We start from the raw sequence: 25,388 nt of genomic DNA, 5'->3' as shown, positions 1-25,388 counted from the left end.
ACCATACTACAACTACGAGGAAGAGTGAAGGGGTGAATGAAAATTGGAAGGAACGATTTATATTAAAATGCGCAATCGTTTAAAAATTTCTCCTGCGTATGAAATAAAGCTGAGTGATGTCGCTCAACTTGCAGGAGATTCTTTTGTAGTTGAGTCTTTACAAAATGAAATAGTTTACAACGTAACAGCACATGATAAGACGCATGTTGTAATTGATGTTATGAAAGTAATTGAAATTATTCAACAAAAAGCATCTCATGTACAAATTAATTTACTAGGTTCTGGACAAACTCTTGTTGAAATTATATATGAAAAAAAGAAAGTGCCCCCAATTTTCTTTGGGCTTGTATGGTTGTTGTTGTTCATTGGGGCGGCCCTTGCGATCATTTATTTCCATGAGGATGTAAGTATGCAACAAGTACACCAGCGGTTATATTACATGATTACTGGAGAGTTTAAGGAGCAACCACTATTATTTCAAGTTCCCTATTCAGTAGGTCTTGGATTAGGTATGGTTTTATTTTTTAATCATGTATTTCAAAAGCGAATTAATGAAGAGCCGAGTCCGTTAGAAGTTGAGATGTTTCAATATCAACAGTCGCTTGATCAATATGTAATTGTTAATGAAAACAAGGATAACACGAAACAGCTTGCCGATGATTGAATGTGGGTTTGTTATATTAATTGGTTTAGCTGGCGGGATTGCAGTAGGTAGCGGATATGTTGCCTTTTTGGCTGTACTTGGTATAATCCCTCGTTTAGCTCAATTAACGAGAAGTGGAAAGCATATTCAATATTTTGAGTGGGCTGTCATTGCGGGAACTTTAACTGGGGCTTGGTGTAGTTTGAAAAACATTACATTTCAAACATCGCAATATTGGCTTGTAATATTAGGTTTATTTTGTGGTACATTCATTGGAATGCTTGCTGCGGCATTAACGGAAGTATTAAATGTTTTACCTATTTTAGCGAAACGAGTCGGGGTAGAGGGGAAAATTGTTGTTTTACTCGTTGCTCTTGTACTTGGCAAAGTAATAGGCTCATTGTTTCACTGGATTTATTTCGTAAAGTAGGAGGCAATATATAAATGACAAACCGAAAACTGAAAGATGATTACATAAATAAAGTGAAGGAGTACCATCCAAAGCCAAACTATTTACTAAATTGTGTGAAGGCATTTCTTGTAGGTGGGCTCATTTGTACAGTCGGAGAAATATTGATGAAATTTTATATACATTATTTTCACTTTAGTGAACAAGAGGCAGGAAATCCGACAGTTGCAACTCTTGTTTTATTGTCGGCGATTTTAACAGGATGTGGTGTATATGATAAAATCGGTCAATTTGCTGGAGCAGGATCGGCAGTACCAGTTACAGGATTTGCAAATTCTATGGCGAGCGCTGCGCTAGAACATAAGAGTGAGGGGATTGTTCTAGGGATTGCTACAAACATGTTTAAGCTTGCAGGAAGTGTTATCGTGTTTGGCGTTGTTGGAGCATATATTATCGGATTAATAAGATATACTTTTAAAATTTTTATGTCTTAAAGGAGGGGCGAGTATGAGGTTGACAGGAAAACAAACGTGGGTATTTCAAAATGATATTTACGTAAATGCAACGGGTACTGCTGTCGGTCCGAAAGAAGCTGAAGGCCCTCTTGGAAAATATTTTGATATTTCATATAATGACTTGCATTGTGGAGAGGAAAACTGGGAACTTGCTGAACGAAAATTAATGTCAGACTCAATGCAACAAGCAGTGCAAAAAGGGAATATAAAAACATCACAAATTGATTTCTTTTTAGCGGGCGATTTATTAAATCAAACAGTGACAGCGAATTATGTTGCGCGTCAGTGGGGGATTCCTTTTTTAGGAATGTTTAGCGCTTGTGCGACGTCAATGGAAACTTTAGCAGTTGGATCAGCATTTATAGACGGTGGATTTGCGAATCGTGTCTTAGCTACGGTGAGTAGTCATAATGCAACGGCTGAAAGGCAATTTCGTTATCCAACAGAGTATGGGGGACAAAAGCCAGAAACCGCAAATTCAACTGTTACAGGTGCAGGGTCCATATTAATTAGCAAAGAAAAAAGTGCAATTAAAATTACGGCAGCTACGATTGGAAAAGTGCAAGATTTAGGAATTATGAACCCTTTAGATATGGGATCGGCAATGGCACCAGCTGCTGCTCATACAATCCAACAGCATTTTGAAGATTTAGGAAGAAGCGCAGCTGATTATGATTTGATTGTTACTGGTGATTTATCGGCTGTTGGGACACCAATTGCAAAACAACTTTTACTTGAGGAAGGTTATGACCTTGGGCATATATACAATGATTGTGGATTAATGATTTATGATTCAAATCAAGAAGAAGTGTTTGCAGGTGGCAGTGGTTGTGCTTGTTCCGCTGTTGTCACATACGGCCACTTATTACGTGAAATGCAAAAAGGGAATTTACAACGCATTTTTGTCGTTGCAACGGGGGCTTTATTGAGCCCAATGATGATGCAACAAAAGGAAACGATTCCAACAATTGCGCATGGTGTTGTGTTTGAAAGAGTTAAAGGAGAGTGAATTGTGGATTTTGTATATGCATTTCTTGTAGGAGGAGCGATTTGTGTAATTGGACAAGTATTGTTAGATTTTGCAAAGTTAACACCGGCCCATTTAATGGCAAGTTTTGTAGTTGTCGGAGCCATTTTAGACGGATTCGGATTGTATGATAAGCTTATAAAATTTTCAGGTGCTGGAGCAACAGTCCCTATTACAAGTTTTGGACATTCACTATTACACGGAGCAATGCATGCGGCGGAAAAACATGGGTATTTAGGAATTGGTATCGGCATGTTTAGTTTAACGTCTGCGGGCATTTCCGCAGCTATATTATTTTCATTTTTTGTAGCACTTATATGTAAACCGAAAGGATAAATTAAATGAGACGAAGGGTTGTTTTGGTAACAGATGGAGATGAATATGCAAAGCGGACAATTGAGCTGTTAACAAAGGAATTTGGGGGCAGGTGTATTTCAGCATCGCAAAGTAATCCAACCAAATTGACAGGGAAGAAAGTTGTTGAGCTTATTATGCAAACGCCATATGACCCTGTATTTGTCATGTTTGATGACAGTGGATTTATTGGAGAAGGATCTGGTGAAAAGGCTTTAAAATATGTAGCCACACATAAACAAATTGATGTACTTGGTATTTTAGCGGTAGCATCTAATACACATCATTGGGAATGGGCGCGTGTAGATGTAAGCGTAGATCGGAATGGGAATTTAACAGAATACGGTGTTGATAAATTTGGACTTCCAGATGGTGAAATTGGCAGGATTAGTGGGGATACGATTTATTGTTTAGATGATTTGAATGTTCCAGTCATTGTGGGGGTCGGTGATATTGGCAAGATGTGTGGAAATGATGAATGGGAGCGAGGATCACCTATTACTAGAAAAGCAATTCAATTAATTTTGGAAAGGAGTGGGTTTTATGACGAAGCCTAAAAAAGTGAATATCCCGATTTCGTCTTTTTTAAGTGATAATGAAAATTACTTAAAGCAAACTGTTGGATTGGGTGTCACATATGATGTTGGTATTCGTAAATTTCAAATTTTAAACAAAGAAATTGGTGTGTTATTTGTAAATGGACTTTGTGATACGAATTATATTATCCCTATTTTAGAAGAAGCGGTGGATACAAATGAAATAAGGGATGTAGAAGAAGATACAGTAAAGCTTTTAGAGAATCGTTTAATTCATCAACAAGTAAGTAAAGTAAAAACGATGGATGAAGTAATGCTCCAAGTATTATCAGGGCTTATTGTTATATTTGTGGAAGGTGAAACGGAAGCTTTTGCAATTGATGTTCGTAGTTATCCGGGGCGGACACCGACAGAACCAGATACAGAAAAGGTAGTACGTGGTGCAAGGGATGGTTTTGTTGAAAATATTGTTGTAAATACAGCGTTAATCCGTAGAAGGATCCGCGACCCACGTCTTCGAAATGAAATGGTTCGAGTAGGGGATAGATCACAAACCGATATTTGTATTACATATGTACAAGATGTTGCAAATCCAGATTTAGTGAAGATTATAAAACAAGAATTAAATAATATTGAAGTAGATGGGATTACGATGGCGGATAAAACGGTGGAAGAATTTGTAGTCAAACAAGGTTATAATCCATTCCCGCTTATTCGCTACACAGAAAGGCCAGATGTAGCAGCGAACCATTTGTTAGAAGGACATGTGTTAGTACTTGTTGATACATCACCAAGTGCTATGATCACTCCAACAACATATTTCCACCATTTACAGCATGCAGAAGAATTTAGACAAAATCCAGCTGTAGGTACATTTTTACGTTGGGTACGTTTTTTAGGTGTTATTTTCTCGTTATTTTTATTACCATTTTGGTTAGTATTTGTATTTGATCCAACTCTTTTGCCACCGAATCTTGCTTTTATTGGACCGACTAAGATGACGCATTTACCAATTTTATTACAAGTGTTAATGGCAGAGGTCGGACTTGAGTTTTTAAGAATGGCTGCCATTCACACTCCGACGTCGTTATCGTCTGCGGCGGGGTTAATTTCTGCTATATTAATTGGTCAAATTGCCATTGATGTAGGGTTGTTTGTACCAGAAGTTATTTTATATGTAGCTGTTTCGATGATTGGGGCATATGCAACACCGAGCTATGAATTAGGACTAGGAAATAAGGTTGGGAAATTGTTTGTAATTATTTTAACAGGTCTCTTCCATGAGATAGGGTTTGTAATTGGAATGACGATATTGATTTTATTTTTAACGTCTATAAAAAGTTTACAAACACCGTATTTATGGCCGTTTCTACCATTTGATTGGGGCGCGTTAACGAAAATTTTACTCCGACCAACTATGTCTAGTTTAAAAGTGCGTCCTAGTATTGTGCGACCTCAAAATGTAAGAAGACAAAAATAAACGGGATTATGCTCCCGTTTATTTTTTTATTGAAAATTTATTTTTTTTTAACAAAAACCAAACATTTTTTGTGTACACTTAGAGTAGATATTGTGTATGAAAGGGGAAGAGGACATGATTAAATTATTTGTAAGTGATTTAGATGACACGCTCGTTTACAATGTGAATGATATGCAAAAAGAAGATGAACGTGCACTTTGTTGGCTAGCTGAAAAAGGGACAAATATTTGTTTTGCCTCTGGCCGCTTTACTCACCGAATTGATGAAGTCGTAAAAAAGTTTTCATTCCCGTATTACACAACAGGTTTAAATGGGGCGACAATGTTACTGCCGGACGGTAAAATATTTCATGAATCAAGTTTTGAAGATAGTGTTGCCCAGGAAATATATCGATATATACATAACAAAGGACTAGCAGATATTGTTTGTGCAAATGAGCAGCGATATACAAAAAGAAAAAATGAAAATCATCATACTTTTGAAGAGTATATGGGGGTACATATTGCTGAAATAGAAGCGTTAGAAGAAGAATTTGGTAAGACTGTACATCCAGCGAAATTATTTGTATTTGGAGAAGAAGAGAAAATTGTAGCATTAGATCAAGAGTTACGAAATACGTTTCACAGTGAAGCGGAAGTTTTTATATCAGGTAAACGTTATGTTGATATTATGCCAAGGGGTGTAAGTAAGGGGAGTGCTTTAAGGCGACTAATGGAACATTTAAAAATTGAAGCAAATGAAGTTGCCTGCATTGGAGATTCTTTTAATGACATTTCAATGTTTGAAGTAACCCCGCATTCATTTACTCTTCATCATGCTCATCCATATGTGAAGAAGAAAGCAAATCATGTTGTTCGTTCGGTTGAAGAAGCTGTTATGAAATTACCGTTACTTGTATAAAAAAGAAGCTCGTCACTGACGAGCTTCTTTTTACTTGAATAAAGATTTAACAAAATCAATGATGCTTGAGAAGAAATCTTTCACTTTATCTAGGAAACTTTGCCCTTCTTCAGACCCTAAAAAGGCAGAAACGTGTTCTTTTGCTTTATTTAACTGACTGCCAACTTGATTCCAATCGATATTAAGATTTTTCATTTTATCAAATAACGCTACTAAGTTATCCAACTGTTCATCCGTTAATGTAATGCCGAGTTGATCAGCAATTTTTTTAATTAATGAACGTAAATCTTCCGTTGTTTTTGGCTGCTCTTTTGCAATCTCTTCTTTAATTTTTGCAACAAGTTGAACTGCTTTTTCTTCACCAATTTTATCACCGAGCTGGGCCGTTTGCACCATTTCTTCATTGGCTACTTTTTTTACTTCCTCAGGAATTGCTTTGTTCGATGTTGTTTCATAGGCCTTCATTAAACCTGTTAAAGCAGCAGTTCCTGAAACTTTAAATGGTGCAGTAATTTGAATCTCTGCATCTTTCACACCTGCTGTAATAAGTGCGTTTGTGTACATTGCATCTGTTATTGAATTAATGTTTTTTGAACGTACAATGAGACCAGATCCTGGCTTTGTGTATGTAATCATAGAAGAGGAAATTGCTCGCGTACCAATTTGTGCTTTTGGAACAATTCCTTCTAGAAATTTATGTTCTTCCGCATTAGACACAGTAATAATTGTAGCATCTTTCGGTGCTTTCATTTCTTTTAACAGATCTTGTTTTTGTTGTTCAGATAAGTTTTCTCCTAGTGTAACAATTGATTCTCCCTCAATGATGTCTGCAAATGAAGCTGTTGGCATCATAAATACCGTTACAGCTAATAGCAGAGCTAGTAATTTCGTTTTCACGAAAAATCGCTCCCTTTCTCTTTCTAAAATTTTCGGGCAACACAGTTATTATAGTATATATTTCTTATTTGTCACCTAGCTTTGTCCACATTTCGAAAAAGAAGTATGTAGATTGTCGGATTCTTTTTTGTTTCTAGTCATGAATGTGGTAATATAGTGCTGAGATACTTGAAAGGAGACATATACATATGAAAACTTTAGGATATATATTAATGGAAAATGGTGAAAAAATCGAATTGGAATTTTTCCCAGAAGAAGCACCGAAAACAGTAGAAAACTTTAAAAAATTAGCAGAGCAAGGATTTTATGATGGTGTGACATTCCACCGCGTTATTCCTGGCTTCGTAAGCCAAGGTGGAGACCCAACAGGAACAGGTGCAGGTGGCCCAGGTTACTCTATCCCATGTGAGACTGATGGAAATCCTCATAGACACCTTGTAGGATCACTTTCTATGGCACATGCTGGCCGTAACACAGGTGGTAGCCAATTCTTTGTTGTTCATGAGCCACAACCGCATTTAGATGGCGTACATACTGTATTTGGTAAAGCGACAAGCGGTATTGAAACAGTATTAAACATGCGTCAAGGCGATGTAATGAAAGAAGTTAAAGTTTGGGAAGAGTAAGTTATGGAAAAAGGGAGCTTTTGCTCTCTTTTTTATTTTTTTAATAGGAATGAGTATTTTCTTTACAGTACATGATACAAACTGTACTGTAATTGTTGCTAAAATATATGACTTATGAGAACAAACTTTTAACAAATTACATAGAATACACTAGATTATATGTTTCAATAAACATTTTTTATTATATTAATTTTGCTAGAATTAAGTTGCTCTATGGTGACTAATAATGAAGCGGTAATGAGTAGCGGATGTTACTTTTAACTATCATATAGCATTGTCTTTTTTTAAAATCTACTTAGAAAGAAATAGTACTGAAACATATATTTGACTTTCTTCTTTTCGCTTTGTATGATTATCAAGTTGTTTTAGGCTCTTCTCACTCTGTTGAAAATATTGTAAAATGAATGTGATATGAAAAGAGTGATTGAGGGGATTCATAGTTTGTAACTTTTGTAAGAAGGGATAAGGGTTATGTTAATTCGTTTTAAAAAAAGTTATGAAAAAATTGCAATGGGGCTTCTTTCGTTTATGCCAACTGAAAAAGATGTGAAAACATTACAATTGACAATGAAAGAGTATGAAGCGAAAGAGGATTGGCAATTGTATTTGTGGAAGCAAAATGAAGATTTTGTTGGAATAATGGGGATTGTAAAAAAAGAGAATCAAGTATTAGAAATTCAGCATTTGAGTGTGAACCCGTCTCATCGTCATATGGGAATTGGGACGATGATGGTTCAAGAGTTAAAGAGCAAATTTCTTGAGTTTACAATTTGCGGAAATGAGCAAACAGCAAGTTTTTGCGAAAAGTGTAAAGGGCTTGAACAAAATATACATTCATGAAAGCAGGGATAAGTAGTTTATTATCTCTGCTTTCTTTTTTGTAATTGTTCTTTGCGTTCAGTGATGACTTCTGTTCGATCACGTAATGTGTGCTTGTGTAGGATATATTCACTAGGAGTAGCGTTCATATCTTTCCACGGAAGGTTTTGTTTCTGACATAACTGCATACATTTCTTTTCTAATGATGTGTCCGATAATGGTAAAAATAACGGTACAAAACTTTCTTTTTTTTGTATAGATTGCACTCTTTCATTGAGTAAGGGTAGAAGTTGCGTTTGATTGATTCCTAAACGTTGTAAAAGTGCACTGTTTTTTTCTAAAATTGTGATTGCACTTTTCATCATCTTTGTGGCGCCATTCCAGTTAGTGCGTCTTTGGTGGTATAAAGAAACTGCCACTTGAATGAGACCGACTAAGTAATCATCACGATTTCCTCTCGGTTTGGTTTTCCAATACTCTTCCAATATTTCGTGACATTCAAAATAGTCATAGTCTCCGTGAAAATGAATTAAAAATTGTATGTATTCGGTAGGATACATATTTTTCGCCCCTATCTAACGGTTATAAATACAAGTGTATCATAGAAATATGAACAATAAACGACTAGGGGATTTTCCCTAGTCGTTTATTGTTCATGTTAGCAGAAGCAAGCTGCCCCTACAATAATTAGTAAAATAAACAGTACAACAAGTAATGCGAACCCACCGCTAAAACCGCAATCAACGTGACCCATAGTTTTTTGACCTCCTACATTGTTCTTACTACACTGTTATCATATGAAGCTGTGGGCATGATGACATAGGCATAGGTCTATTTTTAATTAAATTTCTTAAAAAGGTTGGATAGAACATGAGTATGCTCTATACTTATGTTGTTATAGAAAAAATGTGGTGGGATGCTTTGTGCAGTATAATTTTAAAGTAGAGGCTTTTGAAGGGCCTTTAGATCTATTGTTACATTTAATACATCGTTATGAAATTGATATATATAATATTCCTGTAGCGGATATTACAGAACAATATTTGTCTTATGTCCATACGATGAAAGAACTACAATTAGATGTTGCAAGTGAGTATTTAGTAATGGCTGCAACGTTATTGCAAATTAAAAGTAAAATGTTGTTGCCGAAACATGAAGAAGATGTACTTGATAATGGTGATGACTTTATTGATGACCCTCGTCAAGAATTGATGGAGAGGTTAATTGAATATAAGAAATATAAGCAAGTTGCTACTGAGTTAAAAGAAAGAGAACAAGAAAGAGCACAGCTATATACACGTCCGCCAATTGATTTTGCATCGTTGCAACAAGAAGAGGAGACAAGCTTACCTCTTGATGTTACGTTATATGATATGCTAGCGGCATTTCAAAAATTAATGCGCCGTAAAAAAGCAAAGAAACCTGTAACAGCACGAGTTACTCGTCAAGAAATACCAATTGAACAACGAATGGCTGATATTCTAAAACAGTTAGAAATAAAAGGTGGCCGTCAAAGTTTTTATGATTTGTTTGCTGATGAAGAACGTGAAATAATGGTTGTAACATTTTTAGCGGTTCTTGAGCTTATGAAAAAACAACAAATTAGCATAGAACAAGAACATAATTTTGATGAAATTTTTGTATCGAGTTCTAATAAATCCCCATAGAGCTTGTATGGGAAATGGGATAGAGAAACAGTTTATCTCATGTTACGTTTTAATGAATCGTTTGGAACAAGAAAAGAAATATTGAACCGAACGCATTGATTGTGATTCGGTTTTTTGATGTGTATTTTTAATGAGAAAATAGGAGGAAGGAGCTCGGACAATGGATAGAAAAGAACAAAAATCAATCATTGAAGGGCTTTTGTTTGTTTCTGGTGATGAAGGGATTTATCCAGAACAAATAGCGAAAGTTCTTGAAATTGAAGTGAATGAAGTAATAGATATTTTAGAAGAAATGCAAAAAGAATATGAAGGTGCACATCGCGGTTTGCAAATTGTACAATATGCAAAAGTATATCGCTTTGCTACAAAGAAAGAACATGCTTCGTACTATCAGAAATTAATAGATATCCCAACAGCTGCCTCACTCTCTCAAGCTGCTCTTGAAACGTTAGCGATCGTTGCATATCGTCAACCGATTACAAGGACAGAAATGGAAGAGATTCGAGGGGTAAAAACGGACAAGGCACTACAAACGTTAGTTTCACACTTACTTATAAAAGAAACTGGCCGAGCAGAAGGTCCAGGGCGTCCTATTTTATATGGAACGACAAAAGAATTTTTGGACACATTTGGATTGAAAACATTAGATGATTTACCGCTACTTTCTGAAGAGAGTGAACAGATGAATGAAGCAGATTTATTCTTCGGTTCTTTACAAGAAATATCAAAATAAAAGCTTAGCATTTTGCTAAGCTTTTTTTGTATATCAATTATATCCCGTGCCATACTAAGTGAAAAAAAGGAGACGAGTTATGAAGGGTATACGAAGTATTTTGTTGTTAATTTCTGTTTTATTATGTTTTTCTTTAAATAGTACCTCGGCTAAAAGATATATGATGTCTATTCATGCTACGTCTCCTTTACATATGCAGCGGCAACATCTTAGTAAAATGCAAGTGAACTTTTTAAAAGTTGGACAAGGTGATGCAACACTTATTGTATTGCCAAATGGACAAACAATGTTAATTGATGGAGGACCTTATGAAGCAGGAGAGGTTATTATTCAAAAACTAATCGAAAAAGGGATAAACCATTTAGATGTTATTGTCAGTACGCATCCTGATATGGATCATATTGGTGGACTAATTCCGATTGTAGAGCAAATGCCGGTCTCACTTATACTAGATAGTGGAAAAACATATAGCTCTTTTACATATCATACGTATCGAAATAATATTAAGAAAAGGGGAATACCTTTTGTTTCGGTAAAGGAAGGACAATATATACCGCTAGATCCACATGTTTCTATACAGGTATTAAACAATGGGAAATCGAAAGATGAAAATAATGAATCCTCAATTGTTTTAAAGGTTCGATATGGAAAGGCTGACTTTTTATTGATGGGCGATGCTGATGTACGGACGGAACATGAGATATTAAAGCAATTTGATGTACATGCAGATATATTAAAAGTTGGGCATCATGGCTCATATACTTCAACAAGTGAAACGTTTATAAAAAAAGTAGAACCACAGTTCGCTATTCTTTCGTATGGGAGTAGCAATCCGTATGGCCATCCTCACCAAAGTGTAGTAAGGAGATTGAAACGGCACGGTATAATGATATATGGAACAAATAAACGCACTGTAGAAGTGAATACAGATGGGGAACATATTATGATAGGGTCTAGTGGATTCATGCCATTATTGAAGTAATTCATACATTAGAGATGGAGACCGTCCCTTTTTGGAAAAAATGAATAACATATATTATAATTACGAGAGACGTAATTATAATATATGTTTCGTTAAACAAAATGGAAATTTCATTAGAATGTATAGACAACTACTCGTGCATATATTAAGATGGAATTAGGCGAATAAGGTAATAAGAACAAGTAGGAAAGTTCATGGGAAAGGGTCGATGAAAATGAAAACGCAAATTGTCATCAATGCCAAAATTTACACAGGTCAAGAAGTAGTGGAAAACGGATTTATTCGTTACGCAGAAACAATTAAAGAAATTGGTTTGATGGCTCAATATGTACCACAAGAAGATGAAACTGTTATTGATGCTACAGGGAAGATTGTAATTCCAGGTATGATTGATGTTCATATTCATGGTGGATACGATATTGATGCGATGGATGCAAATAGCGATGGATTAGTAACTCTAGGTAAAGAAATGTTAAAAGAAGGGGTTACAACTTACTTCCCGACAACAATGACACAAGCTCCAGAAGCGATAGAAGCGGCACTAAGTGCTGCAAAGGAAGCGAAAGAAAAAGGAGCACATTTCGAATATATTCATTTAGAAGGACCGTATGTTTCAAAAAAACGTGCAGGTGCACAACCACTAGAACATATCGTTCCTGCGAATATTGAACAGTTTAAACAATGGCAGGAAGCAAGCGGTAATTTAATTAAGTTAGTCACATATGCACCAGAGGAAGAAGGAGCATTAGAGTTTGAACAGTATCTTGCTGAAACTGGTGTTGTTGGCACAATGGGGCATACAGATGCAATTGATGCGCAACTAAAAAATAGAAACATTACACATGCAACACATTTGTACAATCAAATGCGTGGATTACATCACCGTGAACCAGGAGTTGTTGGTCATGTGTTATTAAATCCAGATGTAATGGTTGAAGTAATTACAGATGGCATTCATATTCACCCTGATATGGTGAAATTAGCATATAAATTAAAAGGACCGAAAAAAGTAAGTGTCATTACTGACGCAATGCGAGCAAAAGGTCTTGAAGATGGATTATATGAACTTGGCGGACAGCCAGTACATGTAAAAGATGGTAGTGCTCGATTAGAAGATGGAACGTTAGCTGGTAGTATTCTAAAAATGGATCAAGCTTTCCGAAATGTAATTGAATTTACAGGATGTTCAATCGAAGACGCAGTACGTATGACATCAGTTAACCAGGCAGAAGAGTTTGGATTAAATAAAAAAGGTGCGTTAGCGGTAGGGAAAGATGCAGACTTTGTTGTGATGACTGAAAATTTACATGTATATGATACCGTTCGTTTAGGAATTCATATGAAGGAAGGGAAGTAATTAAATGAATATTCTTGTTGTAAAAACTCCAGAAGAATTAGCAGAAGCAGGTTATAAATTAATTGAAGAAGTTGTAAAATCAAAAGAAAATCCAACATTAGGAATGGCTACAGGAAGCTCTCCATTAGGTATTTATGCAGAAATGCGAAAAAATAAACTTGATACAAGTCATGCAACCACTGTAAACTTAGATGAGTACGTAAATTTACCACACGAAGATAAAAACAGCTATCACTATTTCATGCAAGAACAGTTGTTTGATTATCTTCCATTTAAACAAACTTATGTACCAAACGGGATGGCAAGTGATTTAGAGGAAGAGTGCACACGTTACGAGAGCATTCTAGCTGCTAACCCAGTTGACCTACAGATTCTTGGAATCGGTGAAAACGGTCACATCGGATTTAACGAGCCAGGAACAGCATTTAATTCTCCAACTAACATTGTTGAATTAACAGAATCTACACGCCAAGCAAACCTTCGTTTCTTCGAAAAAGAAGAAGATGTGCCAACTCATGCGATTACAATGGGAATTGGAAGCATTATGAAAGCAAAACAAATTCTACTTGTTGCTATGGGGCCTAAAAAGGCAGAAGCACTTAAAGAGTTATTGCAAGGTGAATATAGTGAAGCGTGTCCTGCTACAGTTTTACAACGTCATCCGAATGTAACCGTAATCGCTGATCAAGAAGCTCTATCTTTATGCAGTGAGGCGATTGCTGATGAACATCGACAAGTATTCACCATTTCCGATCTATTATCAGATTCAAGAGTGGGTGAAACAGCTAATTGAGGACGGCGAATGGAAGCCGGGAGACAAAATCCCATCTGAGAATGAACTTTGTGATAAGTTCGAAGTGAGTCGTATGACAATCAGACAGGCGATTAATAATTTAGTGGAACAAGGCTATTTATATCGGAAACGTGGAATTGGAACGTTTGTCCAACTTCCGAAAGTGGAACAAAAATTGCAAGGAATGACGGGATTCACAGAAGATATGATTTCTCGCGGGATGAACCCAAGTAGTCAATTACTTAGTTTCCGCCTAGTTCCAGCTACTGCGAAAATAGCAGACCGGTTGAGAATACAGGAGGGGGAGTCGGTTTATGAAGTGAGGCGTATTCGCTTAGCTGATGATGAACCGATTGCTTTTGAGACGACATATTTGTCGCCAGCTCTTGTAAAAGATATTAACGAAGAAATATTGCAACAATCTTTATATGAACATTTAGAGAAAAAACTGGGCTTTAAGCTTGTTAGCGCTACTCAATCAATTGAAGCTTCCATTGCAACGGATAATGAAGCTGAACATCTGCATATTCCTAAAAAGGCGCCTGTGCTTGTAATGCGCCAATGGTCATATTCAGAAGGTGAGATACCGTTAGAGTATGTGAAATGTATTTATCGTGGGGATCGTTATAAATTTATTACAAACATCGCACGTAACAAATAATATATTTCAGTTTGTAAAGTACAGTAAATTTTAAAGTGTTTAACATGTAAAGAAATAAAAATACGACTCATCCTTATAAGGAGTGAGTCGTATTTTTATTATGAGTAATTACGTGGTTAACAGCATCTTTAACCGTATTTACTACATAGTGAGCGTGCTCTTTTACTGCGTCATCTGCTTGAGACATAGCAAAACTGTGAGGAGTTAAAGAGAACATTGGAATATCATTATAAGAATCCCCTATGCAAGCAATTTCCTCTGGTTGTATTTGAAATTCTTTTAATAAAATAGAAATAGCAGAACCTTTACTAATATTAGGTGGCATTACATCTAAACATTGTTCTGCTGAAATGAAGGTGCTAACTTTCCCATGAAATTTTTCATCAATTTTTTTCTGAAGGAGTTGTAAGCTTTCCTTCGTTCCACCGACAGAAATTTTATTTGGAAAAATTGTATCATCAATTTTCTGTAATAGATTAGGTTCTTCAACAGAAGTCATCGTTACTTGTTGTTCAAGTTCATGAATAAACGGTGTTTTTTCTTCAATGTAGTAGCTATGTTCATCACTTACATAACGGAAATAAGGGTCTTCATTTGTCATAGCTAACAAATCTGGAAGAATGCTGGAATCGAAAGTTGCAGATAATAGCTTCTTATTTTCATGTGTATATACAAAAACACCATTTACACTAATGCGAGGGAAATTTGTATTAACCGCTCTCATTAAGTCTGCAATTTCATTATCAAGTCTTCCAGAAGCGAAACAAAGAATTACATTTTGTTCAGCTAAGCTGCGCAAAGCGATAATATCTTGTTCGTCGATAAAACCTCCGTGTTGCATCATTGTTCCATCAATATCACTTACAAACATTTTAATCATGTTGCAATCTCCTTTCTATGTACAGTTGCCCTTACATTATACGCATCATATACAAACATGTCTAAAAAATGAATTTTTATTAAATGGTAGATGTTTTACATTGACGACAAAGAAGAATATTCTGTAACATAAAAGCAGGCTATTTAAGTACGAGGGTGGTGTTATATGAGTAATTATCTAGAAATTAAAAAAGTTTTAAATAATAATGTCATCATTGCTAGCCATCCTGAACACGAGGAAGTAGTAGTGATTGGTAAAGGAATTGGATTTGGAAAAAAAGCGAAAGATGTATTGGAGCAATTACAAATTGAAAAAATGTTTGTTTTAAAAAATGAACGTGATCGAGAACAATACAAACTGTTAGTGCCGCATGTGAGTGAAAAATTAATTGAATTAATGAATGACATTATGTTCTACATTCAAGAAAAGGCAAAATCGCCATTAAATGAACATATTCACATCGCTTTAACAGATCATATTTCTTTTGCAGTTAAGCGGTTAAAACAAGGACTTACAATAGATAATCCTTTTCTGGTTGAAACGAAAATGCTATATCCAGAAGAATACGAAATTGCTGAAGGTGTTGTAGACCTTTTAAATTCTCGTTTGCAAATTACATTGCCAGAAGGAGAAATTGGTTTTATTGCACTCCATATTTACAGTTCACTTACAAATTCAGATTTATCTTCAGTTAATCAAAACTCCCGTCTCATTGCACAACTTGTATCTTTAATTGAAACAAGCTTACAAATTACATTAGACCAAGAAAGTATTCACTATTTGCGCCTTATTCGTCATTTACAATATGCTATTGAACGGGTGAAAAAGGGAGAAAAAGTTGAGGAATCACAAAGCTTTGCTGATTTATTAAAGGCAGAATATCCCGTCTGTTATAATTTAGCCTGGAAGCTGGTTAAGGTCATGCAAAAAGAATTGCAATTGCCTGTATATGAAGCTGAAAGTATTTATTTAACAATGCACTTGCAACGATTAGTGAAAGCGGAGCATGTGTAAAAAGACATATATTTTTGTCTAAAATGAAAACGTTAAAAAAAATCATTGAATCGCTTACAATAGTTATGTATAATAACTATTGCAAAGTTATACAAATTTCGACAAACACATTAAGGTAAGTAACGAAAACGTTTGCCTTAATTATAGTGAACTTATACGTAAACCTATTTTTGACACGTGTTACTGATTCGATCAGGCATGAGTGGAGAAAAGCCAGGAATGTAAGCTAGAGAAAGGGATATACTACCCTTTGTATAGCTATCGTTCTATCTTTTTTTCCTCATGCCTTTTTGGCGTTTGTCGGAAGGTATCAATATAGATAAGAGAGGAAGGGTTTCCATGTTTAAGAAGATCTTTGGTGTTCTTCAAAAAGTCGGGAAAGCGTTAATGCTTCCAGTAGCGATTTTACCGGCAGCAGGTATTTTACTTGGATTTGGTAATGCATTTCAAAATCCACAGTTAACAAATGTTATTCCTGCTTTAAAAGCAGATTGGTTCGTAATGGTTGCAAAAATTATGGAACAATCTGGTGATATTATTTTCGCTAACCTTGCATTATTATTCGCAGTTGGGGTAGCAATTGGTTTAGCAGGTGGAGACGGAGTAGCTGGTTTAGCAGCATTCGTTGGCTACCTAATTATGAACAAAACGATGAGTGTGTTCTTAGAAGTAGATAAGTTAGTAAAAGTAACAAGTTCTGGAGCAGACCCAGTGAAAATTGGATTTGCAGATCCAGCATATGCGAATGTATTAGGAATTCCAACGCTACAAACAGGAGTATTTGGTGGTATTATCGTCGGTATAGTAGCGGCATATTGCTATAATAAATACTTCAATATTGAATTACCTTCATACCTAGGTTTCTTTGCAGGTAAGCGTTTCGTACCGATCGCAACTGCAACATTCTCTTTAGTAGTAGGTATTATCATGTGCTTCATTTGGCCATACATTCAAGGTGGCTTAAATACGTTCTCACATCAAATGATTGATGCGAATAGAACGTTAGCAGCATTTATTTTTGGTTTAATTGAACGTTCATTAATTCCATTTGGATTACATCACATTTTCTATTCACCGTTCTGGTTCGAATTTGGTCAGTACACAAATGCGGCTGGCGAATTAATCCGCGGTGACCAAAAAATCTTTATGGCACAGTTAAAAGATGGTGTAGAATTAACAGCAGGTACATTTACAACTGGTAAGTATCCGTTCATGATGTTCGGTCTTCCAGCAGCAGCTTTAGCAATGTACCATGAAGCACGTCCAGAAAATAAAAAATTAGCAGCTGGTATTTTAGGTTCTGCTGCATTAACATCTTTCTTAACAGGTATTACAGAACCACTTGAATTTTCATTCTTATTCGTAGCACCAGTATTATTCGGAATTCACGCTGTATTTGCTGGTCTATCATTTATGACAATGCAAATTTTAGGTGTTAAAATTGGTATGACATTCTCTGGTGGTTTAATCGACTTTATGTTATTCGGTGTATTACCAGGCCGTACAGCATGGTGGTGGGTAATTATTGTTGGTCTTGTACTAGCAGTTATTTACTACTTCGGATTCCGCTTTGCAATCCGTAAATGGAATTTAAAAACACCTGGTCGTGAAGTAGCAAATGCGAATGACGGCGCAGGAAAAACAGAAGCAGGTGAACTTCCTCGAGAAGTATTAGTAGCACTTGGTGGTAAAGAAAACATTGCTTCTTTAGATGCTTGTATTACTCGTTTACGTGTTCAAGTTAACGAACAAAAGAATGTAAACAAAGACCGCTTAAAAGAACTTGGAGCGGCTGGTGTACTTGAAGTTGGAAATAACATTCAAGCTATTTTCGGACCAAAATCTGACACATTAAAATCACAAATTCATGATATTATGTCAGGCCGTACACCTCATGTTGAAAAAGAAGAGCCTGTAAAGGTAGAAGAAACTCCTCAAAAAGTTGATGAAAATGAAACAATCGTATCACCAATTGAAGGGAAAATCTTACCGATTACAGAAGTACCTGATCAAGTATTCTCAGGAAAAATGATGGGAGACGGATTTGCAATCGAGCCAACAGAAGGAACAGTAGTTTCTCCAGTTAATGGTGAGATCGTCAATGTATTCCCTACAAAGCATGCGATTGGTATTCAATCTGAGGGTGGAAAAGAGATATTAATTCACTTTGGTATTGATACTGTAAAATTAAATGGTGAAGGATTTGAGGCACTTGTAGCGCAAGGCGACAAAGTGAAACAAGGACAACCATTATTAAAAGTAGATCTTACATTCATAAAAGAAAATGCACCATCTATTATTACGCCAATTGTATTTACAAATTTACAACAAGGGCAACAAGTCGAATTGAAAAAAGATGGAAATGTTAAGAAGGGCGAAAACGCTATTATTGACATTCAGTAGGAATTTGACGCAAAATGTTTATAATTATAATAGGCGATGTGGTTGACCGAACATCGCCTATTATATACAATAGATGATGTAGTACTCACGTCTATACAACTAAAAAAAACTGTAATTTAAAGGAGATAAATTATCATGGAAAAAATCTTTAAAGTAACAAGCGACTCAGGAATTCATGCACGTCCAGCAACTCTACTTGTAAACACTGCAAGCAAATTTGGTTCTGACATTAACTTAGAGTATAACGGAAAAAACGTTAACTTAAAATCAATCATGGGCGTTATGTCTTTAGGCATTCAACAAAACGCAGAAATTAAAATCACTGCAAATGGTGATGATGCAGCTCAAGCACTAGCAGCTATCGAAGAAACTATGAAAAACGAAGGATTAGGAGAATAATGACTCTTAATATTCAAGGGATCGCTGCATCAAGTGGGATTGCTATTGCAAAGGCTTTCAGACTTGAGAATCCTGAATTTAACATTGAAAAGAAATCAATTACAAACGAAGCTGCTGAAATTGCACGCTTAGACGCTGCGCTTGAGAAAGCAAAAACTGAATTAGAAGCAATTAAGGACCACGCTTTTGCTGAGCTGGGTGCTGATAAAGCTGCGATCTTTGAAGCACATTTATTAGTATTAAATGATCCAGAACTAGTAAACCCGGTAAAAGATAAAGTAAATAGCGAAAAAGTAAATGCTGAATTTGCAATGGATGAAGTTGCATCAATGTTTATTTCTATGTTTGAAAACATGGATAACGAATATATGAAAGAACGTGCTGCGGACATTCGTGACGTAACAAAACGCGTTCTTGCACATTTACTAGGAATTAACTTCTCAAACCCTGGTACAATTTCTGAAGAAGTAATCATTATTGCTGAAGATTTAACACCATCTGATACAGCTCAGTTAAACCGTAAGTATGCAAAAGGTTTCACGACTGATATCGGTGGACGTACATCTCACTCTGCAATTATGGCTCGTTCTATGGAAATTCCTGCAGTTGTTGGTACGAAAGTTGTTATGGAGAAAATCCAAAATGGCGATATCGTAATCATTGACGGTTTAGATGGAGAAGTAATTGTAAACCCATCGGAAGAAACTCTTCGTTCTTTTGAAGAAAAGAAAGCGAAATTTGAAGAGCAAAAAGCAATATGGGCAAAATTAAAAGACCAAGCTACTGTAACGAGCGATGGACATCACGTTGAGCTTGTTGCTAATATCGGAACACCAAATGATGTACAAGGTATTATCGATAATGGCGGAGAAGGCGTTGGTTTATACCGTACAGAATTCTTATACATGGGCCGTGACAATCTTCCAACAGAAGAAGAGCAGTTCGAGGCGTATAAAGCAGTTCTTGAAGGTGTAAAAGAAGGTCAACCTGTTGTTGTTCGTACACTTGACATCGGTGGAGATAAAGAACTTCCATACTTACATTTACCAAAAGAAATGAACCCATTCTTAGGATACCGTGCAATTCGCTTATGTCTTGATGAGCAAGATGTGTTCCGTACACAACTTCGTGCATTACTTCGTGCTAGCGTATACGGTAACTTAAAAATTATGTTCCCAATGATTGCAACTCTTGATGAGTTCCGTCAAGCGAAAGCGATTTTATTAGAAGAGAAAGCAAAGCTTGTAGAAGCGGGTACAACTGTTTCTGATTCTATTGAAGTGGGTATGATGGTTGAAATTCCAGCTTCAGCAGTATTAGCAGATCAATTCGCAAAAGAAGTTGATTTCTTCTCTATCGGAACAAATGACTTAATCCAATACACAATGGCTGCAGACCGTATGAACGAACGTGTAGCTTACTTATATCAACCATATAACCCATCTATTTTACGTCTTGTAAAAATGGTTATCGATGCTGCTCATAAAGAGGGCAAATGGGCTGGTATGTGTGGTGAGATGGCGGGAGATTCACTTGCTATCCCATTATTATTAGGATTAGGCTTAGATGAGTTCAGTATGAGTGCAACATCTATCCTTCCTGCAAGAACACAACTAAGCAAGTTGTCAAAAGCAGAAATGGAAACATTAGCAGAAAAAGCATTAACAATGTCAACTGCTGAAGAAGTTGTTGAATTAGTTAAAAGCATATAATCAATAAAAAAACCTGAGTCGATTTGAAATCGGTCTCAGGTTTTTTCTATGAGAAAAGTAAATCTTATTTGCTTACTATCGAGGATAAGAGACAGAATTAGATAGCGATTGCAACGATATCAGTTGGGCATACACGTAAAATACCAGTAAAAGTATTTCGATTTTGATTGTTCTTATCGTCTTTATTGTTATCTTTGTCGTCTTTGTTATTACGAGCTAAAGCAGAGAAAAGAGCAACACCGTTAGCGAAACCTTCAAAAATTACATTGTTGAAAGTACCATTACCTCTAATGCTTAAAAGAGAAAGCTCTGTTCCAACTGAAATGCTAGCAAGTACGTTACATACAGCTGGTTGTTGTGGTTTTACCTCTCTCTCTTTCTCACGATGGTCGCGATGGTCACACTCTCTTTCACGATGATGACAGTCTCTAAAGTTATCACAGCATCCAAATGATCCAAACATAATCCTCATCACCCCCTTCACACTTATAATCTATGTAAGTTCGGTAGTTAGTGACTGGACAGAGCGTGGAATTTTTTCTAGGGTATTTTCTCATTTTAAAAGACTAGCTGGGTGTTTAGTACGGAATGATGTTTAAAATAGGGGAAATATCACAAAAAAGTGTAAAGACCACCAAAATGAATGAAATAGGTAGGCTTTACACTTTTTTACTTTTATATAAAACAATGATATATACTGGGAGAGCTAAGAGTAATGGTGCAATGGATCGCGCAGTATGTTTTTCTGCGTCTAATTGGAACGCTTCTTCTTTTGGGAATTGTAACACTGATATGTTTGCAGCATCGCCAATAAAATATAGAAGTAGTACAGTTACTATGTAACTTAAAAGTGCGATAAAGCTTCCGTATGAACTCAATGAAAATCCCTCTCTTGTTATCTATTTGTTATCATTGTATCATAATTGTAACAAAAATACACGGTTATATTTCGATGTTTTAACAAATTTCGACACAAAACGTCATATTTGTTTATGGAATTAACATAAACTGTACTGTTTATCTATCTGTAGATATCGAATAACACATTGTAATATTACGGATGTGTGACAGAGTATAAAAAAACGAAGGTAATGAAATTACCTTCGTTTTTACTATTTTGCCCATTCACTCACTTGCTCTACGCTCATTCGTGGTGCAGGGTGGCCTTTTAAAGTTGATTCACCAATTGTAATAAGCATAATTGGTACGTATCGAGATGAAACATTGAATTCTTCTGTAAGTGCTTGTGGATTGAAACCACCGATAGCGCAAGTGTCCCAGCCAGTTGCTTTAGCTGCAAGCATAAGTTGCATTGCTGCTAAAGATGCATTTGAAAAAGCAGCATCTCTTGGGAATTGTTCACGAGTATATGCAGATTCAATGTTTTTAGCTAAGCGCTCTTTTGCTTCTTCTTTCATAAAGCCTTGTTCAACAATTGGACCATAAACGGGTTCAACATTTTTATAAGCTTCTAAATCACCTAAAACAGCGACTACTGCAGAAGCATCGAGAATTTGTTGTTGGTTATAAGCAATTGGATGTAATCGTTTTTGTACATCTTCTCCTTGGAAAACAAGGAATTTCCAGTGTTGCAGGTTCCAAGCAGAAGGTGCTTGTGCAGCTGCTTTTAAAATTTCATGTAATTCTGTCGATGAAATTTCTTTGTCTGGGTTGAATGTACGTGTAGACGTGCGTTCATATAGAACGTTAAAAAAGTTATCGTTTGTCATTATATATCCTCCAAATTACATATCAAATTATTTAAAAATAAATGTAATATCTTCTACTTACATTTTGTAAGTTGTCGAGTTTAAGAATATAATATCTTTATTTTAATTGTCAAGTTTTAAAGAGTAAGCTAGGGCATTCATACAAACGATACAATTCCTATAATCATACACTAAAAAAGGAATTTATAGAGTGAAAAAGCGAAGATTACATTCTCAATTAGCTTGTTACTATGTATCCCTCACGCATTAAAGTTTTTGGGAATAGCTATTTATAAAACGTTTGTGAGGAATTCTGTAGAACAAGATATATGAAGTGAGTGAAGACTAGTGATGAACATACTACATTTTTTATTAGAGAATACGGTTTTCCAAAATGTATTACAAGATCTTAAGTTAAATGTCCTTTATATAGAAAATGGATGCACACATCAACAAACGATTGAAAATATTCATCCCAAATGCATGTTTATAGCAAATAGTTTTGAAGAAGGAGAACTATTGTTTCATAAGACTAAACCGCATATTGTAATTATGTATGTAACAGATTTTTCTCAAATAAAATATATAAAGAATATGTATAATCCACATAGTACATTCATTGTCATTTGGGATCAACAAATAACAAATGAGTTTACAGAGGTGCTTACGTTAGGAATACGTAATATTGTGATAGCCCCAGTAACTCCACAAGTAGTGTTAGAGGAAGTAAATAAAAGTTTGTATCAACTTTCTTTAGTGCGGCAAGTAAGTTTGCAACAAGAACTACTGCAGATGATGTTTGATTTTCACAATGATCTATTATTTATAGTAGAAGATGATGAGATTGTTGATTGTAATACGAATTTTTTAGAGTTTTTTGGATATGAAAATTTGTTTGATTATCGTGAGCAACATTTAGTGTTTGCCGAACATTTTATTAGAGAAAATGGATATTATTCGACGACTCATGATATAACATGGTTAGATGATACATTATCATATGATAGAAGAATTAAGATGTCTAATTATGAAGGAATTGTATCAACTTTTTTATTACGTGCGACGCCGTTACCAGAAGATTTATCGAGATTTATTGTAAAGTGTACAGAGATTACAGAATTAGATGAAATCTATCAAGAACAAGAAAGACTTGCCATGATAGATTCATTGACAGAGATTTATAATCGTTTGAAGTTCCAACAAATATTAGAGGTAGAGTGGGATAATGTAATACGTAACGATGAAAAAATGGCAATTATATTATTTGATATAGATAATTTTAAAACAGTAAATGACACATATGGTCATGATTTTGGAGACTTAGCATTAATACAACTTGCAGAACTTATGAAGTCTAAAGTAGAGCAACAACATGTATTTGCAAGATGGGGAGGAGAAGAATTTATTATATTAGTGACAAATACAGTAGAAAAAGAAGCATTTCAAGTTGCAGAATCATTGCGCTTTTTTATTGAAACAAAACAATTCTCTGGAATTTCGAAATTAACAGCGAGTTTTGGAGTAGCGTTATATGAGAAAGGAATTACAAGAGAAGAATTAATGCAGCGAGCGGACATTGCATTATATGAAGCGAAAAAAAATGGGAAAAATCAGGTATGTATATATAGAAAAGAAAAAATGTGATTTTTCGCAACTAATTGTTGCGATTTTTTTTTATTGCCTGATAATAGTAGTAGGGAGACCATATGTAATGAAGTAATTATGGAGGAACAATATGATAAAAAAAATAATAGTAGTTGCTTCACTATGTACTGTTGTTTGCGGTGGAGTATACTATGCTTTCTATGCTCCCAGTGTAATGGAACAAACAGTGTTAACTACTAATGTGGCCCCGGCTATTGGGTCAGAAGTGCAAGATAATATAGAAGAAAAAGAAGAGAGACAAATTGATTATGCTAGTATATCTCAAAAATTAGATCAATATTTAGTAGGAAAGCAATTTAATGGGACAGTTTTGGTGACTGATAAAGAGCGTGTTATATTGAATAAAGGATATGGATATGCTGATGTTCAATATAAAATAGAAAATACACCTCAAACAAAATATCGTATCGGTTCTATTACGAAAACAGTAGTTGCTACATCTATTTTACAGCTACAAGAACAAGGGAAATTAAACATTCAGGAAAATGTAAATACATATATTCCTTCATTTCCAGCAGATAAAAATATCACTTTATATCATTTATTAACGCATACATCGGGTTTACCGGAAAGCGGCAAAGGAAAAGTGAATGCGGCTTCTCGTATAAACTTAGTAAATTGGATTGGGAGTCAAAAAGTAGAGTTTCCACCAGGAGCAGGTTGGAGATATACAGATTATAATTATATGGTGCTTGCTTATATTATAGAAAGCATATCAAAAAAAACGTTAGGAGATTACATAAAAGAAAATATATTTATTAAAGCAGAAATGCACGAATCTGGTATGGGAAATATGGCGCCGGGAGATCAGCATTTTACTAAAGGGTACGTTAAGAAAGATAATGTACTTGAACCTGCACAAAAATTGTCAATGGATTGGTTATACGGTTGCGGCGAGATGTATACGACAGTTGGAGATATGAAGAAATTAGACGAAGCAATTATAAATGGGAAACTTCTTTCTGAACAAAGTATGCAAGCGATGTTTTCACCTTCAGAAGAACGGAAATATGCATTTAGTTTTTATATATACCCAGATTATTTTCATAATCATGGTGTACTATCTGGTTGGAACACTTTCAATAATTTTAATAAAGAAAAAGGGACTTTTGTTATTTTATTTTCAAATGTGAAAAATAGTATGGATGATGATTTTAATAATGAGTTTCGAAAGATGGTAAATGATTTATTAGAACAAAGGGGATGA

29 protein-coding genes are annotated in these 25,388 nt (G+C 35.4%); 22 read left to right on the top strand and 7 right to left on the bottom strand.

Annotated features, from left to right (window positions below; translation table 11 throughout):
- Positions 1-43 precede the first annotated feature (43 nt).
- From MHB70_RS18680 to MHB70_RS18645, 8 genes are all read left to right on the top strand, one after another.
- On the top strand, positions 44-664 hold the full coding sequence (locus MHB70_RS18680) for a stage V sporulation protein AA (protein WP_000399262.1): 621 nt from the start codon (positions 44-46) through the stop codon (positions 662-664).
- Entirely contained in the window at positions 657-1,073 is a 417-nt protein-coding gene (spoVAB, locus tag MHB70_RS18675) for a stage V sporulation protein SpoVAB (RefSeq protein ID WP_000568664.1), read from the top strand. Before MHB70_RS18680 ends, spoVAB begins: the two co-directional genes overlap by 8 nt.
- Positions 1,074-1,087: 14 nt before the next feature.
- On the top strand, positions 1,088-1,546 hold the full coding sequence (gene spoVAC / locus MHB70_RS18670; RefSeq protein ID WP_000184907.1) for a stage V sporulation protein AC: 459 nt from the start codon (positions 1,088-1,090) through the stop codon (positions 1,544-1,546).
- A gap of 13 nt (positions 1,547-1,559) precedes the next feature.
- The gene (spoVAD, locus tag MHB70_RS18665) at positions 1,560-2,576 is read left to right on the top strand and encodes a stage V sporulation protein AD (protein ID WP_001241169.1); all 1,017 of its coding nucleotides are present in this window, start codon (positions 1,560-1,562) and stop codon (positions 2,574-2,576) included.
- Positions 2,577-2,579: 3 nt separating this feature from the next.
- Positions 2,580-2,930, top strand: a complete 351-nt coding sequence (gene spoVAE, locus MHB70_RS18660; protein ID WP_000348323.1) for a stage V sporulation protein AE — start codon at positions 2,580-2,582, stop codon at positions 2,928-2,930.
- 5 nt (positions 2,931-2,935) lie between these two features.
- Positions 2,936-3,505: a stage V sporulation protein AE gene (locus MHB70_RS18655; protein ID WP_001254416.1), complete on the top strand. Its 570-nt coding sequence runs from the start codon at positions 2,936-2,938 to the stop codon at positions 3,503-3,505.
- A complete protein-coding gene (spoVAF, locus tag MHB70_RS18650) occupies positions 3,492-4,964 on the top strand; it encodes a spore germination protein SpoVAF (protein WP_000165603.1) in 1,473 nt (490 codons plus the stop codon). Before MHB70_RS18655 ends, spoVAF begins: the two co-directional genes overlap by 14 nt.
- A gap of 96 nt (positions 4,965-5,060) precedes the next feature.
- Complete coding sequence (locus MHB70_RS18645) at positions 5,061-5,864, top strand: Cof-type HAD-IIB family hydrolase (RefSeq protein WP_002048921.1); 804 nt, start codon at positions 5,061-5,063, stop codon at positions 5,862-5,864.
- 30 nt (positions 5,865-5,894) lie between these two features.
- Here the strand turns inward: MHB70_RS18645 and MHB70_RS18640 are convergent, their stop codons facing one another.
- Complete coding sequence (locus MHB70_RS18640; RefSeq protein WP_000850510.1) at positions 5,895-6,761, bottom strand: DUF1002 domain-containing protein; 867 nt, start codon at positions 6,759-6,761, stop codon at positions 5,895-5,897.
- Positions 6,762-6,949: 188 nt separating this feature from the next.
- Here MHB70_RS18640 and MHB70_RS18635 point away from each other — a divergent pair, with 188 nt between their 5' ends.
- Complete coding sequence (locus tag MHB70_RS18635) at positions 6,950-7,387, top strand: peptidylprolyl isomerase (RefSeq protein ID WP_000853789.1); 438 nt, start codon at positions 6,950-6,952, stop codon at positions 7,385-7,387.
- Between the two features lie 471 nt (positions 7,388-7,858).
- Positions 7,859-8,227 (top strand): GNAT family N-acetyltransferase RibT, encoded by a 369-nt coding sequence (gene ribT / locus MHB70_RS18630; RefSeq protein ID WP_000908405.1) that lies wholly within the window; start codon positions 7,859-7,861, stop codon positions 8,225-8,227.
- Positions 8,228-8,247: 20 nt separating this feature from the next.
- Here ribT and MHB70_RS18625 read toward each other — a convergent pair whose 3' ends face one another.
- Both MHB70_RS18625 and MHB70_RS18620 read right to left on the bottom strand, forming a co-directional pair.
- Positions 8,248-8,766 (bottom strand): DUF309 domain-containing protein, encoded by a 519-nt coding sequence (locus MHB70_RS18625; protein WP_000283584.1) that lies wholly within the window; start codon positions 8,764-8,766, stop codon positions 8,248-8,250.
- Between the two features lie 98 nt (positions 8,767-8,864).
- Positions 8,865-8,960, bottom strand: a complete 96-nt coding sequence (locus tag MHB70_RS18620) for a YjcZ family sporulation protein (RefSeq protein WP_000510194.1) — start codon at positions 8,958-8,960, stop codon at positions 8,865-8,867.
- A 169-nt stretch (positions 8,961-9,129) separates the two neighbouring features.
- Here MHB70_RS18620 and scpA point away from each other — a divergent pair, with 169 nt between their 5' ends.
- The 6 genes from scpA (at position 9,130) to phnF (ending at position 14,399) form a co-directional block, all read left to right on the top strand.
- The gene (gene scpA, locus MHB70_RS18615) at positions 9,130-9,873 is read left to right on the top strand and encodes a segregation/condensation protein A (protein WP_001199746.1); all 744 of its coding nucleotides are present in this window, start codon (positions 9,130-9,132) and stop codon (positions 9,871-9,873) included.
- Between the two features lie 160 nt (positions 9,874-10,033).
- Positions 10,034-10,606, top strand: a complete 573-nt coding sequence (gene scpB, locus MHB70_RS18610) for a segregation/condensation protein ScpB (protein ID WP_000375175.1) — start codon at positions 10,034-10,036, stop codon at positions 10,604-10,606.
- A 79-nt stretch (positions 10,607-10,685) separates the two neighbouring features.
- Entirely contained in the window at positions 10,686-11,588 is a 903-nt protein-coding gene (locus tag MHB70_RS18605; protein ID WP_000676376.1) for a ComEC/Rec2 family competence protein, read from the top strand.
- A 214-nt stretch (positions 11,589-11,802) separates the two neighbouring features.
- Positions 11,803-12,945: an N-acetylglucosamine-6-phosphate deacetylase gene (nagA, locus tag MHB70_RS18600; protein WP_000856951.1), complete on the top strand. Its 1,143-nt coding sequence runs from the start codon at positions 11,803-11,805 to the stop codon at positions 12,943-12,945.
- Between the two features lie 4 nt (positions 12,946-12,949).
- A complete protein-coding gene (gene nagB, locus MHB70_RS18595; RefSeq protein WP_001024199.1) occupies positions 12,950-13,738 on the top strand; it encodes a glucosamine-6-phosphate deaminase in 789 nt (262 codons plus the stop codon).
- The gene (phnF, locus tag MHB70_RS18590; RefSeq protein ID WP_073990542.1) at positions 13,668-14,399 is read left to right on the top strand and encodes a phosphonate metabolism transcriptional regulator PhnF; all 732 of its coding nucleotides are present in this window, start codon (positions 13,668-13,670) and stop codon (positions 14,397-14,399) included. Before nagB ends, phnF begins: the two co-directional genes overlap by 71 nt.
- A gap of 73 nt (positions 14,400-14,472) precedes the next feature.
- On the opposite strand, the gene MHB70_RS18585 is transcribed toward phnF, so the two are convergent.
- On the bottom strand, positions 14,473-15,279 hold the full coding sequence (locus MHB70_RS18585) for an HAD family hydrolase (RefSeq protein ID WP_341343692.1): 807 nt from the start codon (positions 15,277-15,279) through the stop codon (positions 14,473-14,475).
- 165 nt (positions 15,280-15,444) lie between these two features.
- Here MHB70_RS18585 and glcT point away from each other — a divergent pair, with 165 nt between their 5' ends.
- The 4 genes from glcT to ptsP all read left to right on the top strand — a co-directional run bounded on the left by glcT (position 15,445) and on the right by ptsP (position 20,807).
- On the top strand, positions 15,445-16,293 hold the full coding sequence (glcT, locus tag MHB70_RS18580) for a glucose PTS transporter transcription antiterminator GlcT (protein WP_000073869.1): 849 nt from the start codon (positions 15,445-15,447) through the stop codon (positions 16,291-16,293).
- A gap of 339 nt (positions 16,294-16,632) precedes the next feature.
- Positions 16,633-18,696 (top strand): PTS glucose transporter subunit IIABC, encoded by a 2,064-nt coding sequence (gene ptsG, locus MHB70_RS18575; protein ID WP_000473188.1) that lies wholly within the window; start codon positions 16,633-16,635, stop codon positions 18,694-18,696.
- A gap of 135 nt (positions 18,697-18,831) precedes the next feature.
- Positions 18,832-19,095, top strand: coding sequence for a phosphocarrier protein HPr (gene ptsH / locus MHB70_RS18570; RefSeq protein ID WP_000411080.1), 264 nt, complete (start codon positions 18,832-18,834; stop codon positions 19,093-19,095).
- Positions 19,095-20,807 carry a phosphoenolpyruvate--protein phosphotransferase gene (gene ptsP / locus MHB70_RS18565; protein ID WP_000174209.1) on the top strand — a complete coding sequence of 571 codons (1,713 nt, stop codon included), beginning with the start codon at positions 19,095-19,097 and terminating at the stop codon, positions 20,805-20,807. The genes ptsH and ptsP overlap by 1 nt, the downstream gene beginning before the upstream one ends.
- Positions 20,808-20,904: 97 nt before the next feature.
- On the opposite strand, the gene MHB70_RS18560 is transcribed toward ptsP, so the two are convergent.
- The 3 genes from MHB70_RS18560 to MHB70_RS18550 form a co-directional block, all read right to left on the bottom strand.
- Positions 20,905-21,270, bottom strand: a complete 366-nt coding sequence (locus MHB70_RS18560; protein WP_000468033.1) for a DUF3915 domain-containing protein — start codon at positions 21,268-21,270, stop codon at positions 20,905-20,907.
- A gap of 196 nt (positions 21,271-21,466) precedes the next feature.
- The gene (locus MHB70_RS18555) at positions 21,467-21,685 is read right to left on the bottom strand and encodes a hypothetical protein (protein WP_000100489.1); all 219 of its coding nucleotides are present in this window, start codon (positions 21,683-21,685) and stop codon (positions 21,467-21,469) included.
- A 234-nt stretch (positions 21,686-21,919) separates the two neighbouring features.
- Complete coding sequence (locus tag MHB70_RS18550; protein WP_061529589.1) at positions 21,920-22,537, bottom strand: nitroreductase family protein; 618 nt, start codon at positions 22,535-22,537, stop codon at positions 21,920-21,922.
- Positions 22,538-22,867: 330 nt separating this feature from the next.
- Between MHB70_RS18550 and MHB70_RS18545 the strand changes: the two genes are divergently transcribed.
- Complete coding sequence (locus MHB70_RS18545) at positions 22,868-24,160, top strand: GGDEF domain-containing protein (RefSeq protein ID WP_001023176.1); 1,293 nt, start codon at positions 22,868-22,870, stop codon at positions 24,158-24,160.
- A 91-nt stretch (positions 24,161-24,251) separates the two neighbouring features.
- Positions 24,252-25,388, top strand: a complete 1,137-nt coding sequence (locus MHB70_RS18540) for a serine hydrolase domain-containing protein (protein ID WP_061529588.1) — start codon at positions 24,252-24,254, stop codon at positions 25,386-25,388.

Origin of the sequence: Bacillus sp. FSL M7-1020 (assembly GCF_038050415.1) — a bacterium.
In the GTDB taxonomy this organism is placed as follows: Bacteria; Bacillota; Bacilli; order Bacillales; family Bacillaceae_G; genus Bacillus_A; species Bacillus_A toyonensis.
Note: the sequence above shows the minus strand (reverse complement) of the source record. Positions and strands in the feature narration are given on the sequence as shown.

Coding starts and splice junctions, on each gene's coding strand:
- scpB (WP_000375175.1), top strand. CDS start 10,034: ATGGATAGAAAAGAACAAAAATCAATCATTGAAGGGCTTTTGTTTGTT.
- MHB70_RS18545 (WP_001023176.1), top strand. CDS start 22,868: ATGAACATACTACATTTTTTATTAGAGAATACGGTTTTCCAAAATGTA.
- MHB70_RS18560 (WP_000468033.1), bottom strand. CDS start 21,270: ATGTTTGGATCATTTGGATGCTGTGATAACTTTAGAGACTGTCATCAT.
- ptsG (WP_000473188.1), top strand. CDS start 16,633: ATGTTTAAGAAGATCTTTGGTGTTCTTCAAAAAGTCGGGAAAGCGTTA.
- nagB (WP_001024199.1), top strand. CDS start 12,950: ATGAATATTCTTGTTGTAAAAACTCCAGAAGAATTAGCAGAAGCAGGT.
- MHB70_RS18605 (WP_000676376.1), top strand. CDS start 10,686: ATGAAGGGTATACGAAGTATTTTGTTGTTAATTTCTGTTTTATTATGT.
- MHB70_RS18635 (WP_000853789.1), top strand. CDS start 6,950: ATGAAAACTTTAGGATATATATTAATGGAAAATGGTGAAAAAATCGAA.
- MHB70_RS18655 (WP_001254416.1), top strand. CDS start 2,936: ATGAGACGAAGGGTTGTTTTGGTAACAGATGGAGATGAATATGCAAAG.
- MHB70_RS18550 (WP_061529589.1), bottom strand. CDS start 22,537: ATGACAAACGATAACTTTTTTAACGTTCTATATGAACGCACGTCTACA.
- spoVAB (WP_000568664.1), top strand. CDS start 657: ATGATTGAATGTGGGTTTGTTATATTAATTGGTTTAGCTGGCGGGATT.
- MHB70_RS18585 (WP_341343692.1), bottom strand. CDS start 15,279: ATGATTAAAATGTTTGTAAGTGATATTGATGGAACAATGATGCAACAC.
- phnF (WP_073990542.1), top strand. CDS start 13,668: ATGAACATCGACAAGTATTCACCATTTCCGATCTATTATCAGATTCAA.
- ptsH (WP_000411080.1), top strand. CDS start 18,832: ATGGAAAAAATCTTTAAAGTAACAAGCGACTCAGGAATTCATGCACGT.
- MHB70_RS18625 (WP_000283584.1), bottom strand. CDS start 8,766: ATGTATCCTACCGAATACATACAATTTTTAATTCATTTTCACGGAGAC.
- spoVAD (WP_001241169.1), top strand. CDS start 1,560: ATGAGGTTGACAGGAAAACAAACGTGGGTATTTCAAAATGATATTTAC.
- ptsP (WP_000174209.1), top strand. CDS start 19,095: ATGACTCTTAATATTCAAGGGATCGCTGCATCAAGTGGGATTGCTATT.
- MHB70_RS18540 (WP_061529588.1), top strand. CDS start 24,252: ATGATAAAAAAAATAATAGTAGTTGCTTCACTATGTACTGTTGTTTGC.
- spoVAC (WP_000184907.1), top strand. CDS start 1,088: ATGACAAACCGAAAACTGAAAGATGATTACATAAATAAAGTGAAGGAG.
- nagA (WP_000856951.1), top strand. CDS start 11,803: ATGAAAACGCAAATTGTCATCAATGCCAAAATTTACACAGGTCAAGAA.
- glcT (WP_000073869.1), top strand. CDS start 15,445: ATGAGTAATTATCTAGAAATTAAAAAAGTTTTAAATAATAATGTCATC.
- MHB70_RS18645 (WP_002048921.1), top strand. CDS start 5,061: ATGAAAGGGGAAGAGGACATGATTAAATTATTTGTAAGTGATTTAGAT.
- ribT (WP_000908405.1), top strand. CDS start 7,859: ATGTTAATTCGTTTTAAAAAAAGTTATGAAAAAATTGCAATGGGGCTT.
- spoVAF (WP_000165603.1), top strand. CDS start 3,492: ATGACGAAGCCTAAAAAAGTGAATATCCCGATTTCGTCTTTTTTAAGT.
- MHB70_RS18620 (WP_000510194.1), bottom strand. CDS start 8,960: ATGGGTCACGTTGATTGCGGTTTTAGCGGTGGGTTCGCATTACTTGTT.